The following is a 17,218-nucleotide window of genomic DNA, read 5'->3' on the forward strand; positions in this document are numbered from 1 at the left end:
ACCAAAGCGGCTCCCACAGAGATTGGCGTCAGCCTGCCCAATCGGCGGCGTCGAGTGTTACGCCGTCCAGGTATCAATGATCATCGCGCCCTCACGGCGCATCAGCAGACGCAGGTCCATCACGTCCAGCGGGTTGATCGGACGGATGCCTTCGATCAGCGCCTTTTCGGTCTGGCCATACAGGGCCTGCAACGCGAAGCGGCAGGCGTACACCTCACCGCCTTCGGCCATGAACGCCTTGATCTGATTGTTCACAGCGAGGTGACCCGGGAACGCCTCGGCACCCAGCGTCGGGAAGCCACGTTGCACGCCCAGTTGCACGCCCGGTCCGTAGAGGAGCACCTTGGTTTCGAAGCCTTTGCGCAGCAGACGCTTGGCCTGAAGCATGTTGACCAGGCCAATCGAACCTTCGAACGCAATGGTGTGAAAGGTCAGCAGGGCTTTTTCGCCCGGCTCGGCTTTGACGTCCTCGAAGACCTTCTCTTCGTAATTGACCAGGAAGTCGCCGTCTTGATAGTGGTTGATGTCTACGCTTGGCATGTCGTCGCTCCGTTCATTCAGGTGTTGTCGGTGTTCTGGATCGTTCACCGGGTGACACTGAGGTAGAGCGAACGCCGTGCCAAAAAATAAACGTAGTTTTCATCATGAGTTAACCACTTGATTTAAAAGCAGATGCCGATCTGATCCGGTGATTTACCCACGTTCTGATGCTTTCCGGGCATTACGCATTCCCGTAGAAATACGAATATTCGTAGCGACCTATCACGAGATTTCGTAATCATGAACGAGCCAGACTCGCTGACCGGTTGGGCCGACCTCGCCTACTCCTCCCGGCACATGGTGTTCGAGCACTGCGCCGAAGCCATCGCCCTGCTCGACCCGTTCACCGACCACTTTGGCGACCTCAACATCGCCGCCTGCAAGCTGCTCGGTTACCCGCGGCAAGAGCTGCTGGCGTTGCCGGTGAGCAAACTGTTCGGTCATCAATTGGCGGACCTGATCGTGTTCACCCAGGCCGTGATGGACAAGGGGCGAGGCTGGACCGATGACTTGAGTTGCAACATCAAGACCGGCGAGCGCATCGAGCTTGAGATTTCCGCCACGACGCTGCAGGTCAAAAACAGCCCGCAGCTGATTCTGGTCATGCGCGAGGCGAGTCAGCAGAAGTACCAGCAGGATCAGGCGCACACCGAACGCACCATGCGCGGCGGCCTGATCGAATGGCGCAACATCCTCAACCTGTTTCAGGAGTCGGAACGCGACAACCAGTTGCTGCTCAGCTCGGTGGGCGATGGCATCTACGCCATCGACAGCGAGGGCCTGGCGACTTTCGTCAACCCGGCCGGGGCGCGCATGCTCGGTTGGGACGTGAAGGACATGATCGGCAAGAACATCCACCGCATTCATCACCACAGCCATGAGGACGGCAGCCACTATCCGGTCGAGCAATGCCCGATCTACAAGGCCGTGCACGACGGCGTGGTGCATGAGGGTCGACAGGAAGTGTTCTGGCGCCGCGACGGCAGCTTCTTCCCGGTGGAATTCACCAGTACACCGGTGATCTCCGATGGCCGTATCGCGGGGGCGGTGGTGGTCTTTCGCGACATCACCGAGCGGCGCAGCACCGAAACCCAACTGCAAACTGCGCTCGATGAACTGAAAAACCTCAAGCAGCGCCTGGAAGACCAGAACGCCTACTTGCAGGAAGAAATCCATATCGAGCACAACTTCCGTGAAATCGTCGGCCAGAGCGCGCCGATCCTGAAGATCATCAAACAGATCGACGTGGTCGCGCCCACCGACGCCAGCGTGTTGATCAACGGCGAGTCCGGCACCGGCAAAGAACTCATTGCCCGGGCCATTCACCAGGCCAGCCGTCGCAGCGCGCACCCACTGATCCGGGTCAACTGTGCGGCCATTCCGACCGAGCTGTTCGAGAGTGAGTTCTTCGGTCATATACGCGGCGCGTTCACCGGCGCGGTGCGTGACCGCGTCGGGCGTTTCGAGCTGGCGGACGGCGGCACGCTGTTTCTCGACGAGATCGGCGAAATCCCGTTGGAGCTGCAAAGCAAACTGTTGCGGGTGCTCCAGGAAGGTCAGTTCGAACGCGTCGGCGAAGAACGCACGCGCAAGGTCGACGTGCGCATCATCGCCGCCACCAACCGCGACCTGCGCCAGGAAGTCGGGGCCAAGCATTTTCGTGAGGACCTGTACTTCCGGCTCAATGTCTTTCCCATCCAGTCCCCTGCCCTGCGCGACCGCCCGATGGACATCGCGCCGCTCGCCGCGCATTTCCTCAAGCAGGTCGGCAAACGTCTGAACATGCCCGGGCGCCGCCTGCGCAATAGCGATATCGAGCGGCTGCAGCATTACTCCTGGCCGGGCAACATCCGCGAACTGCAGAACGTCATCGAACGCGCGCTGATCACCTCGACCGGTGCCGACCTGAACCTCGACCTGCCAGACGAGCCCAAGGTCGCCCCGAAGGCCTCCCAAAGCACGCTCCCCGAACAGGGTTTCCTCACCGAGGACCAGATGCGCGAACTGGAACGCAACAACATCCACGCCGCGCTCAAAGCGGCGAACGGCAAGCTGTTTGGCAAAGGCGGCGCGGCTGAGTTGCTGGGCGTCAAACCCACCACGCTGGCATCACGGTTGAAGCGGCTGGATATCCTTCACGACTGATCGCCTGCCGACGAGCGCTTGCTGCGCCGACAGCGCTCGGAGCAGTAACGCACCTCATCCCAACAGCGCTCCCACTTCTTGCGCCAGGTAAAGGGCAGCCCGCAGACGACGCAGACCTTGGACGGCAGTTCGCTCTTCTTCACAGCGACTGCCCTGCGTCGAGTCTGGCGAGAAGGTCTTCGCCGCGCTGCCACAACGCCTGTTGTTTGTCTTCATTCATACGGCCAAGGTTTTTGTAGATGATCGCCATGCGGTGATTGTGCTGAAGAAGATCACGATGACGCATCAGAAAATGCCAGTACAGGGCGTTGAAGGGGCACGCATTCTCGCCGGTGCTTTCACTGACTTTGTACGCACAACCCCGGCAATAATCGGACATGCGATTGATGTACTGACCGCTTGCGCAGTAAGGCTTGGAACCCAGGAAACCACCGTCGGCATGCATCACCATGCCCAACGTGTTGGGCAGCTCAACCCAGTCGAACGCATCGATGTAGATCGCCAGGTACCACTCGCAGATCTGCGGAGGCGAAATGCCCGCCAGCAGCGCGAAATTGCCGGTCACCATCAGGCGCTGGATGTGATGGGCATAGCCATGCTGCAGGCTCTGGCCAATGGCCTGGCTCATGCAGTTCATTTGGGTGTCGCCCGTCCAGTAGAACTCAGGAAGCGGCCTGCCGTTGTTGAAGACGTTACGCTCGGCGTAATCGGGCATCAGCAGCCAGTAGACGCCACGCACGTACTCCCGCCAGCCGATCAATTGCCGAATGAAGCCTTCGGCGGAGTTGAGGGCGACGCGTCCCGACCAATACGCTGCCTCGACATCGGCACACAGCTGACGCACGTTCAGCAGGCCGATATTCAAGGCAGCGCTGATGCGCGAGTGAAAGAGAAAGGCTTCGTCAGTGGCCATTGCGTCCTGGTAGTCGCCGAAAGACGCCAGCCCATGGTCGAGAAAATGCGCCCAGAGCGTCTGCGCGCCCGCGTGGTCGACCGGATAATCAAAGTCCTTGAGCGAGCCGTAATGACCGGCAAAGCGTTTGCCGACCAGCGCGAGCACCTCGTCAGTGATGGCATCCGTGGGGAAGCGTGCTGGCGAGGGCGCTGTCACGCCTTTGGGCAACGGCTTTCGATTTTCGGCATCGAAATTCCACGCGCCGCCGACCGGACTGCCGTCACCGTTGAGCAACACATGGCCCTTGCGTCGCATCTCACGATAAAAGAACTCCATGCGCAGTTGCTTCTTGCCTTTCGCCCAGGCGGAAAAATCGGCACGGGAACTGAGAAAGCGCGTGTCGCTGTGCCAATGGGTCACCAGGCCACCGTGCTTGAGTGACAACTCCAGGCGCCAGTCGCCGCACTCGGTGAGATGAACTTCCCGGGGCTGCAAAAGCGTCTGCCAGCGCTGCAGCTCGCCTGCCAGCGAACCGGTGTTCTGCTCATCCTCCAGGGTGACGTAATGCACGCGATAGCCGCGCTGCCTCAGCGCCTGTGCAAAATGACGCATGGCACTGAACACCAGCACGATCTTTTGCGGATGGTGCGGCACGTGGGTGGCTTCCTCGACCACTTCCGCCAGCAGGATTTCGTCCACCTCCGGGTCCGCGTCCTGCAGCGAGGCCAGATCAAAGGACAGCTGATCGCCAAGGACCAGACACAACCTGCGCACCATAGTCACCAGGCCGAGTCCAGCGCCAGGGGCACACGCAGGGGCTCTTGCGGCCCATGGTCAAACCCGCACATTTCGGTGTGCACCACGCAATGCACCAGATAGAACGGCACAGGCGCTGGCAAATCCTCGAGCACCTCCCGTGCGTGTGTCACTGAACGAAGTTGCAGGGTTTGCCCCGTGCGGGTCCTGATCGGATGAACGGCCGAACCGACCCGCGCTTGCAGCAGATAAATGCCACCCTCGATCGACAGCAGCTCAAGCTCCAGCGGTTCCTGCCCGGACGCCACCCAGGCACACAATTCGGTCAGGGTCATTGCTCGATCGCCTGCGCATCAGGCGCGGCAACGGGGGTTGGCGCCTCAGGTTGCTTGCGGAAAAACAGCGTCACCTGGCCGGCCTCGACCCCGAACTTGCTCATGGACGACCGGTTGATCATAGTGCTGTCGTCCATCAGGTACATCCAGTCGTCGAAATCGACCTGATACACTTTGCCGTCCACCGGCAGGCTGAGCACGTATTTCCAGTGCAGCGTATTACCCGCCACTTCACCCAGCGCCTCGCCGACCACGTCGGCAGCACGTCCACGCCAGCGCCCTTCCCCGTCGGGCGTCAGCGTCCAGATCCGTTGCTGGCGAGTACCGTCGCTGTAGGTGAAGTTTTCTTCGAGGATCATCTGGTCGCCACGGGGATAACCGTGGATCTTCACGACAAAGCGCTTGGTGACCTCCCCCGATCGTTTCTGAAACATGCCCCAGGCCTCGAGATGCCCGGTAAAAAACCGGCGAAGCTCAAGCGTCGGCTTTTCCTGCCGGTATTGCTGGACATCGACACTTGAACACCCCGCCAACCCGACGCATATCCACAGCAGCAAACGCTTGAGCATGATTTTCTCCAACTTTCGGCATCTGCCGATCAGGGCGGTTTGTTGGCAGGCCGGCCAATACCTGTACAAGATTGTCGTGTTGTACAAGTTACAGGCATCCGTTGCAACCGCAAAAAAAAAAGCGCCGGAGGGCGCTTTGAGAATGACGGGCAGCGAGGGGATAAAAACGGGCAACCGGCGCGTCAGGCGACCGAAGACACGATCACACTGCTCTGCGCTGCCTTGGCAAACTTGATGGCGACGAACTTCGAGGTCGGGGTAAATGTGCGGTCGCCGTAACTGTCGAGCGGCACCAGCGGGTTGGTTTCCGGGTAATACGCCGCTGCCTGCCCTTTGGGAATGTCGTAGGCAATCAAGGTAAAGCCCGACACCCGACGCTCGCGACCGTCGTTCCACAGCGAAATCATGTCGACTTTCTCGCCCGGTTCGAAGCCCAGACGGCGGATGTCTTCTTCGTTGGCGAACACCACTTCACGCATGCCGTAGACCCCGCGATAGCGATCGTCCAGCCCGTACAACGTGGTGTTGTACTGATCGTGGGAGCGCAGGGTCTGCAGGATCAAATCGGGTGTGTCCTTGAGGCTGCGAATGGCGGCATTGACCAGGTGTTCAGGCAACGCGTTGGGCATGAACCGAGCCTTCTGCGTGGTGGTGTGCCATTGACGGTCGGCGACCGGGTTGCCAAGGTGAAAACCGCCTGGATTGAGCAACCGCTGATTGAAGTTCTTGAAACCCGGAATCACGTCGGCGATCAGGTTGCGAATACGGCTGTAATCCTCCACCACCCAATGCCAGTCAATAGGGTGCTCACCCAGCGTGGCAGCAGCAATGCCGGCAATGATCGCAGGCTCGGACTTCATCAATCCGGACTTGGGACGCAGCTGACCGTGGGAAATGTGAACCATGCTGAAGGTGTCTTCAACCGTGATGCCTTGGGGCCCGGTTGCTTGCAGGTCGATGTCGGTACGGCCCAGCGCGGGCAGGATCAGGGCGTCCTTGCCAATCACGAGGTGGCTGCGGTTGAGCTTGGTCGACATCTGCACGGTCAGGTCGCAATTGCGCAGCGCGGCATGGGTGCGGGGGCTGTCCGGGGTCGCTTGCGAAAAGTTGCCGCCCAGGGCGATAAAGACTTTGGACCGGCCGGCTTCCATCGCCTTGATCGCGGTCACGGTGTTGTGCCCTTCTTCGCGCGGCACCTTGAACGCGAAGCGGGTTTCGATCGCGTCGAGCAACCATTTCGGCGGAATCTCGTTGATGCCCATGGTGCGGTCGCCTTGCACGTTGCTGTGACCTCGCACCGGAGAAACGCCCGCCCCTTCGCGACCCATATTGCCGCGCAACAGTTGCAGGTTGATCACTTCCTGAATGGTCGGCACCGAGTGCGTATGCTGCGTCAGGCCCATGGCCCAGCAGATGATCACGCGCCTGGCTTTGGCGTACATGCGTGCCGCCCGTTCGATGTCCCACAGCGCCATGCCGGACTGTTCTTCGATCAGCGCCCACGGCGTGGCTTCGACGGCACGCAGGTACTCATCCAGACCGGACGTCTGGTCGCGGATGAACGCACGGTCGAACACCGGTTCGCCGCCGGTGGCCAGCGACGCTTTCTCCCACGCCAGCAGAAACTTCGCCATGCCGCGAATCGCTGCCATGTCGCCCCCCAAGGCAGGACGAAAGTAGGCCGTGTTCGTGGGTTCCGAGCCATTGCTGAGCATTTCAAGCGGGTGCTGCGGGTGTTGAAAACGCTCCAGCCCCCGTTCCTTGAGCGGGTTGAACACCACCACCTGAGCGCCACGCTTCACCGCCTCGCGCAGTGGTTCGAGCATGCGCGGGTGGTTGGTGCCGGGATTCTGGCCAATCACGAAGATCGCATCGGCCTTCTCCAGGTCATGAAACACGACCGTGCCTTTGCCCACGCCGATGGACTCGAACATGCCAACGGCACTGGCCTCGTGGCACATGTTCGAGCAGTCCGGAAAGTTGTTGGTGCCGTAGGCGCGCACGAAGAGCTGGTAGAGGAACGCGGCCTCATTGCTGGCCCTGCCCGAGGTGTAGAACTCGGCCTGATCGGGCGAATCCAGCTGTTTGAGATGACGGGCGATCAGTGCGAACGCCTCTTCCCAACTGGTTTCCACGTAGTGATCGGTCGCCGCGTCGTAACGCATCGGATGAGTCAGCCGCCCCTGATACTCCAGCCAGTAATCGGACTGCTCCAACAACGCCGAAACGCTGTATTTGGCAAAGAACGCCGGATCGACGCGGCGACCGGTCGCTTCCCAGTTCACCGCCTTGGCGCCGTTCTCGCAGAACTTGACCATGCCGCTTTCCGGCGACTCGCCCCAGGCACAACCCGGGCAGTCAAAACCGCCGTTCTGGTTGGTTTTGAGCATCGCGCGAATGTTCTTGAATGCGTTTTCACTGCCCAGCCAGTTCTTGGTCACGGCAATTAAAGCGCCCCATCCAGCGGCAGCCCCTTTATAGGGCTTATAACGGTCAACCTGGCTCATGCGAGTTCTCCAGGGTCGCGCAATCGAATACGCGACCTGTATCAGGGACGGACTTATAACTTTTTTACTTAATTGAAAGAGGCGCCAGTGGGTTCTAAGTGCTTGAACTAATCTGGCCTTAGACGACAGTACGCGCACACTAAAACGCTGTCCAATCGCTAGGAATGAACAAACAATAAGCGATGTCTATCACCCGACAAAACCTATACGTAAGGGTTAAGCGCCGCTACGAATGTTTAAATAGCACACCTCATAGATACGGCTTATCGTGTGGTCATTCATAGTGATTGGACAGTTAAATTGCCGCTGTTTACCCTGCCCGCCTGATAGACCAACGCGGGCAGCCTCTTATCGAGACGTGTTGAAATGCACGATCACTCCCCGCGCCCCATCACCAAAAGAGGCTGACATGTCCCAGCGCGTGCTCACCGATGGCTTTGCCAGAACCGTGGATTATCTGAGGATGTCGGTCACGGACCGGTGCGACTTCCGCTGCGTGTACTGCATGGCCGAGGACATGAGCTTTCTGCCCCGTCAGCAGGTGCTCAGCACCGATGAGTTGTTTCAGGTCGCACAGGGCTTCGTCGCACTGGGCACCCGCAAGATTCGCCTGACCGGCGGAGAGCCGCTGGTGCGCCCGGGTATCGTCGACCTGTGTGCTCGCATCGCCGAACTGCCGGGATTGCAGGAACTGTGCATGACCACCAACGGCTCACAACTGGAAAAGCTCGCACACCCGCTGCGCGCAGCCGGTGTGAAACGGTTGAACGTGAGCCTGGACAGCCTGGACCCGGCACGCTTCCGGGAACTGACGCGCACCGGCGACCTGGACAAGGTCATCGCAGGACTGGACGCCGCGTGGGACGCAGGGTTTCGAAACACCAAACTCAACTGTGTCGTGATGCAGGGCCGCAACGACCACGAAATCAACGATCTGGTCGACTTCGCCATCGCCCGACACCTGGACATCACCTTCATCGAAGAAATGCCGCTGGGCGCCATCAGCGAACACCGTCGCGCCGAATCGTTCTTTTCGAGCGACCAGGTCCGGAGATTGATTGCTGAAAAACACACGCTGATCGAGTCGGCAGAATCCACCCGCGGCCCCTCGCGATATTGCCGCCCTGCCGACGCACCCCAAATGCGTATCGGTTTCATTTCTCCGCACAGCCACAACTTCTGCGCGACCTGTAACCGGGTGCGCTTGACCGTTGAAGGCCGGTTATTACTGTGCCTTGGCAATGAACATTCCGCAGACTTGAAAAGCGTGCTGCGCAACTTTCCGGGCGATCAGGGGAAACTCGAAGCGTCCATCATTGAAGCGATGAAACTAAAACCGTATCGGCATCACTTTGAAGTCAATGACGATGTTCAAGTTGTCCGCTTCATGAACATGACCGGGGGTTGATCGCTTATTGAAGTCACGGCATTCGTCAGCACGCTCATTCCCACAGGTTGTATGTTTGGGCAGTCACAATTGCTCTGGCCGCTAAAAGCGCAAAACGCGCTTCGCTAAAGCGGGCTTTGCTTTTGATCTTCATACCGCAGCAGCACAGATACCACAAAGCGCGACCTGGGTGCAGGCTGAACGCAGATGGCGAAGAGTGGGCCGAGCTGCAGGGACGCCGCGGCTGCATCAGCCCGGCGGAATGGTCGCCAGCATGCCAATGGTGATGGTCAGGACCAGGAAGCCCAACAGGAAAATCGTCATCTTGGCCATAAGGCCTCCTCTCAACGACAGGTTTGCGGTGCAGATGAATGCACACCGCATCATTTGCTCCATTCGGCCTCGCTTGGGAGGTCTGGAGTGGTTGCCAGTGTGGAGCGGATCACTGTTTCAATACAGCGCCAGGTTTGACTAAAAAATACGGATCAGATGCACATTTTCAGGGTGGTGGAGCAGGCTGACCGCATTGGCAGGATTGACTGCCGCTGCGCGCCAGATCGCGGGCAAGCGCGCTCCTACAGGTCAGGTCAGCAGAAAATCTGCGCCATACCGTCAAACCGCGATCCGGCGTCCATCACCGCTCCGCTTCTGGCCGAAGGCCGTAGGAGCGCGCTTGCTCTGGGCCGCACTCGGACGATCTGGCGCGCAGCGGCAGCAAACACCATACACGCGGCCCAACCTGATATGCCTCCCCACAGGGCAGAAACGACAACGCCTCCACACGGGAGGCGTTGTTTTACAGGTCGGCCTGCGTATCAGCGAAGGTCGAAACGGTCCAGCTCCATGACTTTGGCCCAAGCGGCCACGAAGTCCCTGACGAACTTCTCGTGAGCGTCCGCGCTGCCATACACCTCACTCAACGCCCGCAACTGCGCGTGGGAACCGAACACCAGATCGACACGGGTGCCTGTCCACTTGATCTCACCGGTTTTGCGGTCGCGCGCTTCGAAGGTGTCGTTGCTGGCCGACGTCGGTTTCCACTCCACGCTCATGTCCAGCAGGTTCTTGAAGAAGTCGTTCGTCAGCGCCTCAGGCCGCGTGGTGAAGACACCGTGCTTACTTCCCCCCACGTTACCGCCCAGGACGCGCAAGCCACCCAGCAACACCGTCATTTCCGGCGCGGACAGGGTCAGCAGTTGAGCCTTGTCGATGAGCAGTTTCTCGGCCGGCACCCGATACTGGCCTTTGAGGTAATTGCGGAAACCGTCGGCGATGGGCTCCAGAAAGCCGAAAGACTCCACATCCGTCTGCGCCTGAGACGCGTCAGTGCGGCCCGGCGAGAAGCGAACGCTGACCGTCTGCCCGGCATTTTTCGCGGCCTGTTCGACACCCGTGTTACCCGCGAGAACGATCAGGTCCGCCAGCGAAACTTTCTTGCCACTGGACCCGCCATTGAACTCGCCCTGAATACGTTCCAGGGTCCGCAGTACATTCGCCAGTTGCTCGGGCTGATTCGCCGCCCAGTCTTTCTGCGGTGCCAGGCGCAAACGCCCGCCGTTGGCGCCGCCGCGCTTGTCCGAGCCACGGAAGGTGGAGGCAGCCGCCCAGGCCGTCGAGACCAGTTGCGAGACGGTCAGACCCGATTCGAGGATCTTGCTCTTCAGGGCAGACGCATCGTCGTGGTCGATCAGCGGATGACTGGCCTCAGGAAGGGGATCCTGCCAGAGCAGTTCTTCAGTGGGTGTTTCAGGCCCGAGATACCGAGCCAGCGGGCCCATGTCACGGTGGGTCAGCTTGAACCAGGCACGGGCGAATGCATCGGACAGTTGATCGGGATTGGCCAGGAAACGCCGCGAAATCTGCTCATACGCCGGGTCGAAACGCAGGGCCAGGTCCGACGTCAGCATGCGCGGTTCCTGACGTTTGTTCGGGTCGTGGGCATGAGGGATCTTGCCAGCCCCTGCACCGCCTTTTGGCTTCCACTGATGGGCACCGGCCGGGCTTTTGGTCAGTTCCCACTCGAAGCCGAAGAGGTTTTCGAAGTACTCGTTACTCCACCGGGTGGGCGTGGACGTCCAGGTCACTTCCAGGCCGCTGGTGATGGCATCGCCGCCCTTCCCGCTGCCAAAGGCGTTGCGCCAGCCAAGCCCCTGCTCTTCAAGACCTGCGGCTTCGGGCTCTGGCCCTACGTTGTCGGCGGGGCCGGCACCGTGTGTCTTGCCGAAGGCATGACCACCGGCGATCAGCGCCACGGTTTCCTCGTCATTCATCGCCATGCGGCCGAAGGTTTCCCGAATGTCATGGGCCGACTGGACCGGATCAGGGTGACCCTCCGGGCCTTCCGGATTGACGTAAATCAGCCCCATCTGCACCGCAGCGAGCGGGTTTTCGAGGTTACGTTCACCCTCGGTACGGCTTTGCTGTTCACCGTGTTTGGACGGTTCGGCGACCAGATCGCCGTGACCGGGCTGCTCCATCTCCTTGTGCGCACCGTAGCGCTCTTCGCCCCCCAGCCATGTGGTTTCAGAACCCCAGTACACGTCTTCGTCAGGCTCCCAGACGTCAGGACGACCGCCGGAAAAACCGAAGGTCTTGAAGCCCATGGACTCCAGCGCCACGTTGCCGGTGAGGACAATCAGGTCCGCCCAGGAAATCTTGCGCCCGTACTTCTGTTTCACCGGCCAGATCAGCCGACGGGCCTTGTCGAGGCTGACGTTGTCGGGCCAGCTGTTGAGCGGTGCAAAGCGCTGTTGCCCCGAACCGGCGCCACCACGGCCATCGGCGGTTCGGTACGTCCCCGCGCTGTGCCAGGCCATACGTACGAAAAACGGGCCGTAGTGCCCGAAATCCGCTGGCCACCAATCCTGCGACTCGGTCATGACAGCCAGCAGGTCTTTCTTCACCGCGTCGAAGTCCAGGCTCTTGAACTCCTTGGCGTAGTCGAACTCCTCGCCCATCGGGTCAGACAGCGAGGAATGCTGATGCAGAATTTTCAGATTCAGTTGATTCGGCCACCAGTCGCGGTTCGTTGTGCCGCCGCCAGCAGCGTGGTTGAACGGGCATTTCGATTCAGTTGCCATGTTTTGATCTACCTTTGGTCGTGTCCATCGACTGCCCGCCCTTTACAGGCTCAAGACAGCGACGAGGGAACTCAGTAGCACAAGGTGCTTATTGTTATCGCCTTATCAGGTTTCAACTGGACGGCCCAGGCCGACGCTAGATCAAGGGTAGACCCGATCGGCCAGAGTTCTAATAGTCAAAGCATTGGTGGCTGATAGAGGGAGACTCTCAGCCCTCAGGGCGGGCTGACCCGCCGCGTTCATAACAGCACCGCAGCGCTCTGCTACCCTGCCCGTCCCGACTGTCGACAGGTTCCCCCATGATCAACATCCGTGTCATGACGATGGACGACTACGATGCCGTCATCGCCCTCATGAGCAACACCCCGGGTATCTCGCTGCGCGACGCCGACTCCCGCGAAGCGACCGCCCGCTATCTGCAACGCAACCCCGGCCTGAGCTTTGTGGCTGAAGGCGAAACGGGCCTCTGCGGGTGCATCATGTCGGGCCACGACGGGCGTCGCGGCTACCTGCAACACCTGCTGGTACTGCCCGAGTATCGGCGTCAGGGCATCGCTAACCGACTGGTTGAACGCTGCCTGTCGAGTCTCCAAGCCTTGGGCATCGCCAAATGCCACCTCGACGTGTTCAAAACCAATGAGTCCGCTGCGCGCTACTGGCAGCATCAGGGCTGGACGCTGCGGGTCGACATCGACCGCTATTCGTTCACCCGGCCCGGCAACGAGAACGCCTGAGCCTGCACGGGGCCTCTGTTTGCCGATCAGTGGTTGTCCATCAGTTCAGCCGCCGTTTCAACCAATAACTGGCGAAACCACTGGTGGGCCGGGTCGTTGCGATAGCGAACGTGCCAGGCAATGTCCACCGGAAAGGTGCCAAGGTCCACCGGCGATTCAATGACCTTGAGCCGCGGGTCCTTGGCGATCTGTTTGCAGATCAGCCGAGGCAATGTCGCGCAGTAGTCGGTGACCGCGATGATTTCCGGCACCGCCAGAAAATGCGTCACTGAAATCGCCAGTTCACGCCGCAATCCCTGCCGTTCCAGTGCCTGAAACAGGCCCACCCTCATGCGCCCCGGCGGCAACACGTTGACATGCCGCAATTGCTCATACTGTTCTCGCGACAGGCTCTCGCCGACATCGGGATGGTCGGCGCGCACCACGCACGCCAGTCCGTCGTCCATCAGGTGCTGAACAACCAGGTTGTCGGGCGGGTCGACGATCCGGCCCAGTGCCATGTCCGTCGTGCCTGACACCAATCCTGCTTCGGTCAGGTCCGCGCCAAATGGCGCCAGCGAGACCTTGATCCCAGGGGCCAACTGACGAAGCCTTGCCACCACGCTCGGAATCAGCACGATCTCCACATAACTGTTTGGCGCAATGTTGAACACACGGGTAGAGGTCCCGGCATCGAAATGCTGCCGCCCCAGAATGACGTCATCCAGCTTCGCCAGTGTTTCCAGGATCACCGGGCCGATTTCCTCGGCGAATGGCGTGGGCTTGATGCCATAGCGTTCACGGATGAACAGCGGGTCCTTGAGTGTGTCGCGCAGCCGGTTGAGTGCGTTCGACAACGCAGGCTGGGTAATGCCCAGACGCGCAGCGGCGCGCGTGACGCTGCGCTCTTCCATCAGCGCCATGAAAACCGGCAAAAGATTGAGGTCGTATCGCATGACTCATAACGCTATGTGAATATCTAGAATCAGATAAGTAAATTTCTCGAATATCTTGGCGTGGGGCAAAGTTAGCGCATTCAACGGGATCGGCCAACTCAAGTGAGAGACGATCCGGCATCGATCCGATGCAAAGCGCTTCAACGCTGACCTTCAACCCAGACCTTCTTAACGTTCGAGGAAATGACCATGAGCATCAAACACGTGCTGTTCGTTGTGACCAACACCGCTGAAATCGGCCCGAACCGCCGCAGCACCGGGTATTTCTTCCCTGAAATCGCTCACCCATTCGAGGTCTTCGCCGAAGCGGGCATCGCGGTGGAATACGCGTCGCTGCTGGGCGGCACCCCGCCGGAAGACGGGTATGACGACACCGACCCTGCACAAGTGGCCTTCCGTCACAGCGACTCCTTCCGCCGCATGGGCAACAGCCGCCCGCTGTCGCAGGTCGATGTCCTGGATTACGACGCGATCTTCTTCCCTGGCGGCCTGGGTCCGATGGTCGACATTGCCAACAACCCACAGATCCAGCGCGCCATTGAACGCGCCTGGCAAGGTGGCAAGATCGTCGCCGCGGTCTGCCACGGGCCCGCTGCCCTGCTGGGTGTGAAACTCGAAGACGGTACACCGCTGGTTCAAGGTCGCAAGCTGACCGGGTTCTCGAACGCTGAAGAGCTGGGTTACGCCCAGGCGGATGTTCCGTTTCTGCTGGAAGATGCGCTGCGCGCGGAAGGTGCCGTATATCGGCGGCCGAAGTCTGGCAGGAGAACATCGTCGTAGACGGTCGCCTGATGACCGGGCAGAACCCGGGATCGGGTGGTGCGCTGGCCAAAGCGATGGTCCAGGCCCTGCGCTGAAAAACGCAGACGTCGAACCCGGCGGATGCCGCGCCGGGTGTCACCCAAGACCCGACATCGGTTGGGTCGTCGATTCCGACAACACAGTGGTTATTGCTGAATTCACCGAGGAACCCAACATGTCCGCCTACGTTATCTTCATCCGCGAAAAAACCACCGATGCCGCAGAAATGCAGCAGTACGCAGAAACCGCACCGGCCGCGCGCGCAGGTCACGACATCACCCGCCTGGCGTTTTACGGCCAGCTCGACGTGCTGGAAGGTCCATCGGCCGAAGGCGTCGCGATCCTGCGTTTCCCCGACATGGCCGCCGCCCGCGCCTGGTATGACAGCCCGGCTTATGAGGCGGCGCGTCAGCATCGCTTCAAAGGCGCCGAGTACCGCATGCTGCTGGTTGAAGGGGTTGACGCGTTACCGGTCTGACCCAGGTCTGGCAGGCGCGCCGGCCCATCGTCGGCGCGCCAGTCGTGTTGCCCTCACACAACCTTCAGCACAATCTTGCCGATGTGTTCGCCCTCTTCCATTCGCCGATGGGCATTGGCCGCCTCCGCCAGCGGGTAAACCCGGTCGATGATCGGCAGGCATTGGCCCTGCTTTAACAGCGGCCAGACCGAGGTGTGCACCGCCTGGGCGATCTCGGCCTTTTCCTCTTTGCTGCGCGAACGCATCATGGAGCCGGTGACCGACGCCTGTTTGTCGCTCAGCGCCGCCAGGTTCAGGTCCTTGACGTGAGCGCCGCCCAGAAAGCCGATGACCACCAGCCGTCCACGCCGCGCCAGAGACGCGAGGTTACGCTCAAAATAGCTGCCGCCCATGATGTCGAGAATCACGTCAACGCCCTTGCCACCGGTCTGCCGAGAGATGACGTCGTCGAACGCAGCTTCACGGTAGTTGATCGCCTCGCCGCCCAATGCGCGGATCTGCTCGCATTTGGCTTCGCTCCCTGCCGTGGCAAACGCTTTGACCCCCAACGCCTTGCACAACATCAACGCGGTCGTCCCGATCCCACTCGTGCCGCCATGGATCAACACGGTTGAGCCTTCGCGAGCCTGGCCCAGCTCGAACAGGTTGGCCCAGACGGTGAAGAAGGTTTCAGGAATGGCCGCCGCCTGGATCATCTCGACGCCCTCCGGAACCGGCAGCGCCTGAGACGCGGGCACGACGCAGTACTCGGCGTAGCCTCCGCCGTTGGTCAACGCACAGACCCGGTCGCCCACGCTGAAACCGGAAACCGCCGAACCCAGTGCCACGACTTCGCCGGCCACTTCAAGGCCGGGCACGGGGCTCATGCCAGGCTTCATCGGATAGTGACCCGCGCGCTGGATGACGTCAGGGCGGTTGATGCCCGCCGCGTGAACCTTGATCAGCAGCTCATGCTCAGCGGGCTGCGGAACGTCCGCCTCGGCCAGATTCAACACCTCCGGACCGCCGGGCTGGGTAATTTCGATGTAGCGCATGCGTTTGGGCATATTCATGGGTGCTCCTCACAAGAACGGGTTACGAGCTCTGACAGGGGTTCGTCCAAGGCATTCAAGATACTTGCTCGATCTGCTCTCGCCTGCCTGCGCAGCGACGACACAGGCCTCACACGATCGGGTGTTCCGCGCCGTCCATGGTGATGACAGTCCCGGTGATGTAGCTCGCCTTGTCAGACGCCAGGAACAGCACCAGATCGGCGATTTCTTCCGGTCTGGCCATCCGCCCCATGGGGATTTTCTGGACGCTGCGCTGGATCGCGGCCTCGACGGTGATGCCAGAGTGCTGGGCATCGGCGGCCATGCCTTCGGCGACACGTCCGGTTTCGGTCAAGCCGGGGTTGATGCCCACGACCCTCACGCCCGCGCCCGCATAGGCGTTCCCAAGGCCCGCCGTAGCGAGCATCAGCGCGGCGTTGGCCGACCCACCGGCGAGGTGAATGGGTTTGGCGACTTTGCCACCCGCACCGATGATGTTGATGGCCACGCCCCGACCGCGCGCAGCCATGCGTTTCACCACGGGATCGAGCACATTGATCGTCGAGAAGAACTTGGCGTCCATCGCCGCGCGCCAGAATGCCGGGGTGAGGTCTTCGGGTGGAGAACGCTTCGCCGCGCCGGCCGAGTTGACCAGCACATCGATAGGGCCGACTTCCTGCTCGACGCGTTGCACCAACGCCGCGGCAAACGCCTCGTCGGACACATCCGCACTGAACCCGACAGCGCCCGGCAACGTCGCCAATGCGGCATCAATGTTGGCTTGCGAGCGTGAGCTGATCACGACCCGGGCACCTTCTGCGAGAAACTGCGCGGCACACGCCAGCCCGATGCCTTTGGAACCGCCCGTGACCAGCACAACCTTTGCGTCAAAGCTCTTCATGACCCTGTTTCCTTGATTTGAGAAGGTGTCAGCCACCCTGAAACGAAGGCCACATTACGCCAGAGCAACACGCGGAAAACAGTGAATCCGCGCACCATCCGGTCCGTTCAGTCTTCTGCGCAAG

Annotated in this window: 16 protein-coding genes; 5 read left to right on the plus strand and 11 right to left on the minus strand. The window is 60.6% G+C overall.

All coding sequences use genetic code 11. The annotated features are described in order from the left end of the window. Positions 1-57 precede the first annotated feature (57 nt). Positions 58-540, minus strand: a complete 483-nt coding sequence (locus AB4N84_RS28115; protein ID WP_062387355.1) for an MSMEG_0572/Sll0783 family nitrogen starvation response protein — start codon at positions 538-540, stop codon at positions 58-60. Positions 541-780: 240 nt separating this feature from the next. Between AB4N84_RS28115 and AB4N84_RS28120 the strand changes: the two genes are divergently transcribed. Further along, complete coding sequence (locus tag AB4N84_RS28120) at positions 781-2,685, plus strand: sigma 54-interacting transcriptional regulator (protein WP_460044257.1); 1,905 nt, start codon at positions 781-783, stop codon at positions 2,683-2,685. On the opposite strand, the gene AB4N84_RS28125 is transcribed toward AB4N84_RS28120, so the two are convergent. The 5 genes from AB4N84_RS28125 to AB4N84_RS28145 all read right to left on the minus strand — a co-directional run bounded on the left by AB4N84_RS28125 (position 2,676) and on the right by AB4N84_RS28145 (position 7,747). Next, a complete protein-coding gene (locus AB4N84_RS28125) occupies positions 2,676-2,828 on the minus strand; it encodes a DUF2256 domain-containing protein (RefSeq protein ID WP_460044258.1) in 153 nt (50 codons plus the stop codon). The two genes, AB4N84_RS28120 and AB4N84_RS28125, sit on opposite strands and share 10 nt — an antisense overlap. Next, the gene (locus tag AB4N84_RS28130; protein WP_460047166.1) at positions 2,825-4,357 is read right to left on the minus strand and encodes a cryptochrome/photolyase family protein; all 1,533 of its coding nucleotides are present in this window, start codon (positions 4,355-4,357) and stop codon (positions 2,825-2,827) included. The genes AB4N84_RS28125 and AB4N84_RS28130 overlap by 4 nt, the downstream gene beginning before the upstream one ends. Before the next feature lie 2 nt (positions 4,358-4,359). Then, positions 4,360-4,671: a DUF6482 family protein gene (locus AB4N84_RS28135; protein WP_460044259.1), complete on the minus strand. Its 312-nt coding sequence runs from the start codon at positions 4,669-4,671 to the stop codon at positions 4,360-4,362. Continuing rightward, positions 4,668-5,240 (minus strand): DUF3833 domain-containing protein, encoded by a 573-nt coding sequence (locus AB4N84_RS28140; RefSeq protein ID WP_460044260.1) that lies wholly within the window; start codon positions 5,238-5,240, stop codon positions 4,668-4,670. The genes AB4N84_RS28135 and AB4N84_RS28140 overlap by 4 nt, the downstream gene beginning before the upstream one ends. 182 nt (positions 5,241-5,422) lie before the next feature. After that, the gene (locus AB4N84_RS28145) at positions 5,423-7,747 is read right to left on the minus strand and encodes an FdhF/YdeP family oxidoreductase (RefSeq protein ID WP_460044261.1); all 2,325 of its coding nucleotides are present in this window, start codon (positions 7,745-7,747) and stop codon (positions 5,423-5,425) included. Between the two features lie 409 nt (positions 7,748-8,156). Between AB4N84_RS28145 and moaA the strand changes: the two genes are divergently transcribed. Then, positions 8,157-9,155: a GTP 3',8-cyclase MoaA gene (moaA, locus tag AB4N84_RS28150; protein ID WP_460044262.1), complete on the plus strand. Its 999-nt coding sequence runs from the start codon at positions 8,157-8,159 to the stop codon at positions 9,153-9,155. Positions 9,156-9,383: 228 nt separating this feature from the next. Here the strand turns inward: moaA and AB4N84_RS28155 are convergent, their stop codons facing one another. Next, positions 9,384-9,530 carry a hypothetical protein gene (locus AB4N84_RS28155; protein WP_460044263.1) on the minus strand — a complete coding sequence of 49 codons (147 nt, stop codon included), beginning with the start codon at positions 9,528-9,530 and terminating at the stop codon, positions 9,384-9,386. 419 nt (positions 9,531-9,949) lie between these two features. Next, positions 9,950-12,214 (minus strand): catalase/peroxidase HPI, encoded by a 2,265-nt coding sequence (gene katG / locus AB4N84_RS28160; protein WP_460044265.1) that lies wholly within the window; start codon positions 12,212-12,214, stop codon positions 9,950-9,952. Between the two features lie 299 nt (positions 12,215-12,513). Between katG and AB4N84_RS28165 the strand changes: the two genes are divergently transcribed. Beyond that, on the plus strand, positions 12,514-12,948 hold the full coding sequence (locus tag AB4N84_RS28165) for a GNAT family N-acetyltransferase (protein WP_460044266.1): 435 nt from the start codon (positions 12,514-12,516) through the stop codon (positions 12,946-12,948). A 26-nt stretch (positions 12,949-12,974) separates the two neighbouring features. Here AB4N84_RS28165 and AB4N84_RS28170 read toward each other — a convergent pair whose 3' ends face one another. Next, complete coding sequence (locus AB4N84_RS28170; protein WP_460044268.1) at positions 12,975-13,883, minus strand: LysR family transcriptional regulator; 909 nt, start codon at positions 13,881-13,883, stop codon at positions 12,975-12,977. A gap of 189 nt (positions 13,884-14,072) precedes the next feature. On the opposite strand from AB4N84_RS28170, the gene AB4N84_RS28175 reads away from it, so the two are divergent. Both AB4N84_RS28175 and AB4N84_RS28180 read left to right on the plus strand, forming a co-directional pair. After that, entirely contained in the window at positions 14,073-14,663 is a 591-nt protein-coding gene (locus AB4N84_RS28175; protein ID WP_460044269.1) for a type 1 glutamine amidotransferase domain-containing protein, read from the plus strand. A gap of 196 nt (positions 14,664-14,859) precedes the next feature. After that, positions 14,860-15,162, plus strand: coding sequence for a DUF1330 domain-containing protein (locus tag AB4N84_RS28180; RefSeq protein WP_074753261.1), 303 nt, complete (start codon positions 14,860-14,862; stop codon positions 15,160-15,162). A gap of 53 nt (positions 15,163-15,215) precedes the next feature. Here AB4N84_RS28180 and AB4N84_RS28185 read toward each other — a convergent pair whose 3' ends face one another. Beyond that, a complete protein-coding gene (locus AB4N84_RS28185; protein WP_460044271.1) occupies positions 15,216-16,214 on the minus strand; it encodes an NAD(P)H-quinone oxidoreductase in 999 nt (332 codons plus the stop codon). 109 nt (positions 16,215-16,323) lie between these two features. Then, complete coding sequence (locus AB4N84_RS28190; protein ID WP_460044272.1) at positions 16,324-17,094, minus strand: SDR family oxidoreductase; 771 nt, start codon at positions 17,092-17,094, stop codon at positions 16,324-16,326. Positions 17,095-17,218 lie beyond the last annotated feature (124 nt).

Source organism: Pseudomonas sp. S2_H01, from assembly GCF_054668305.1.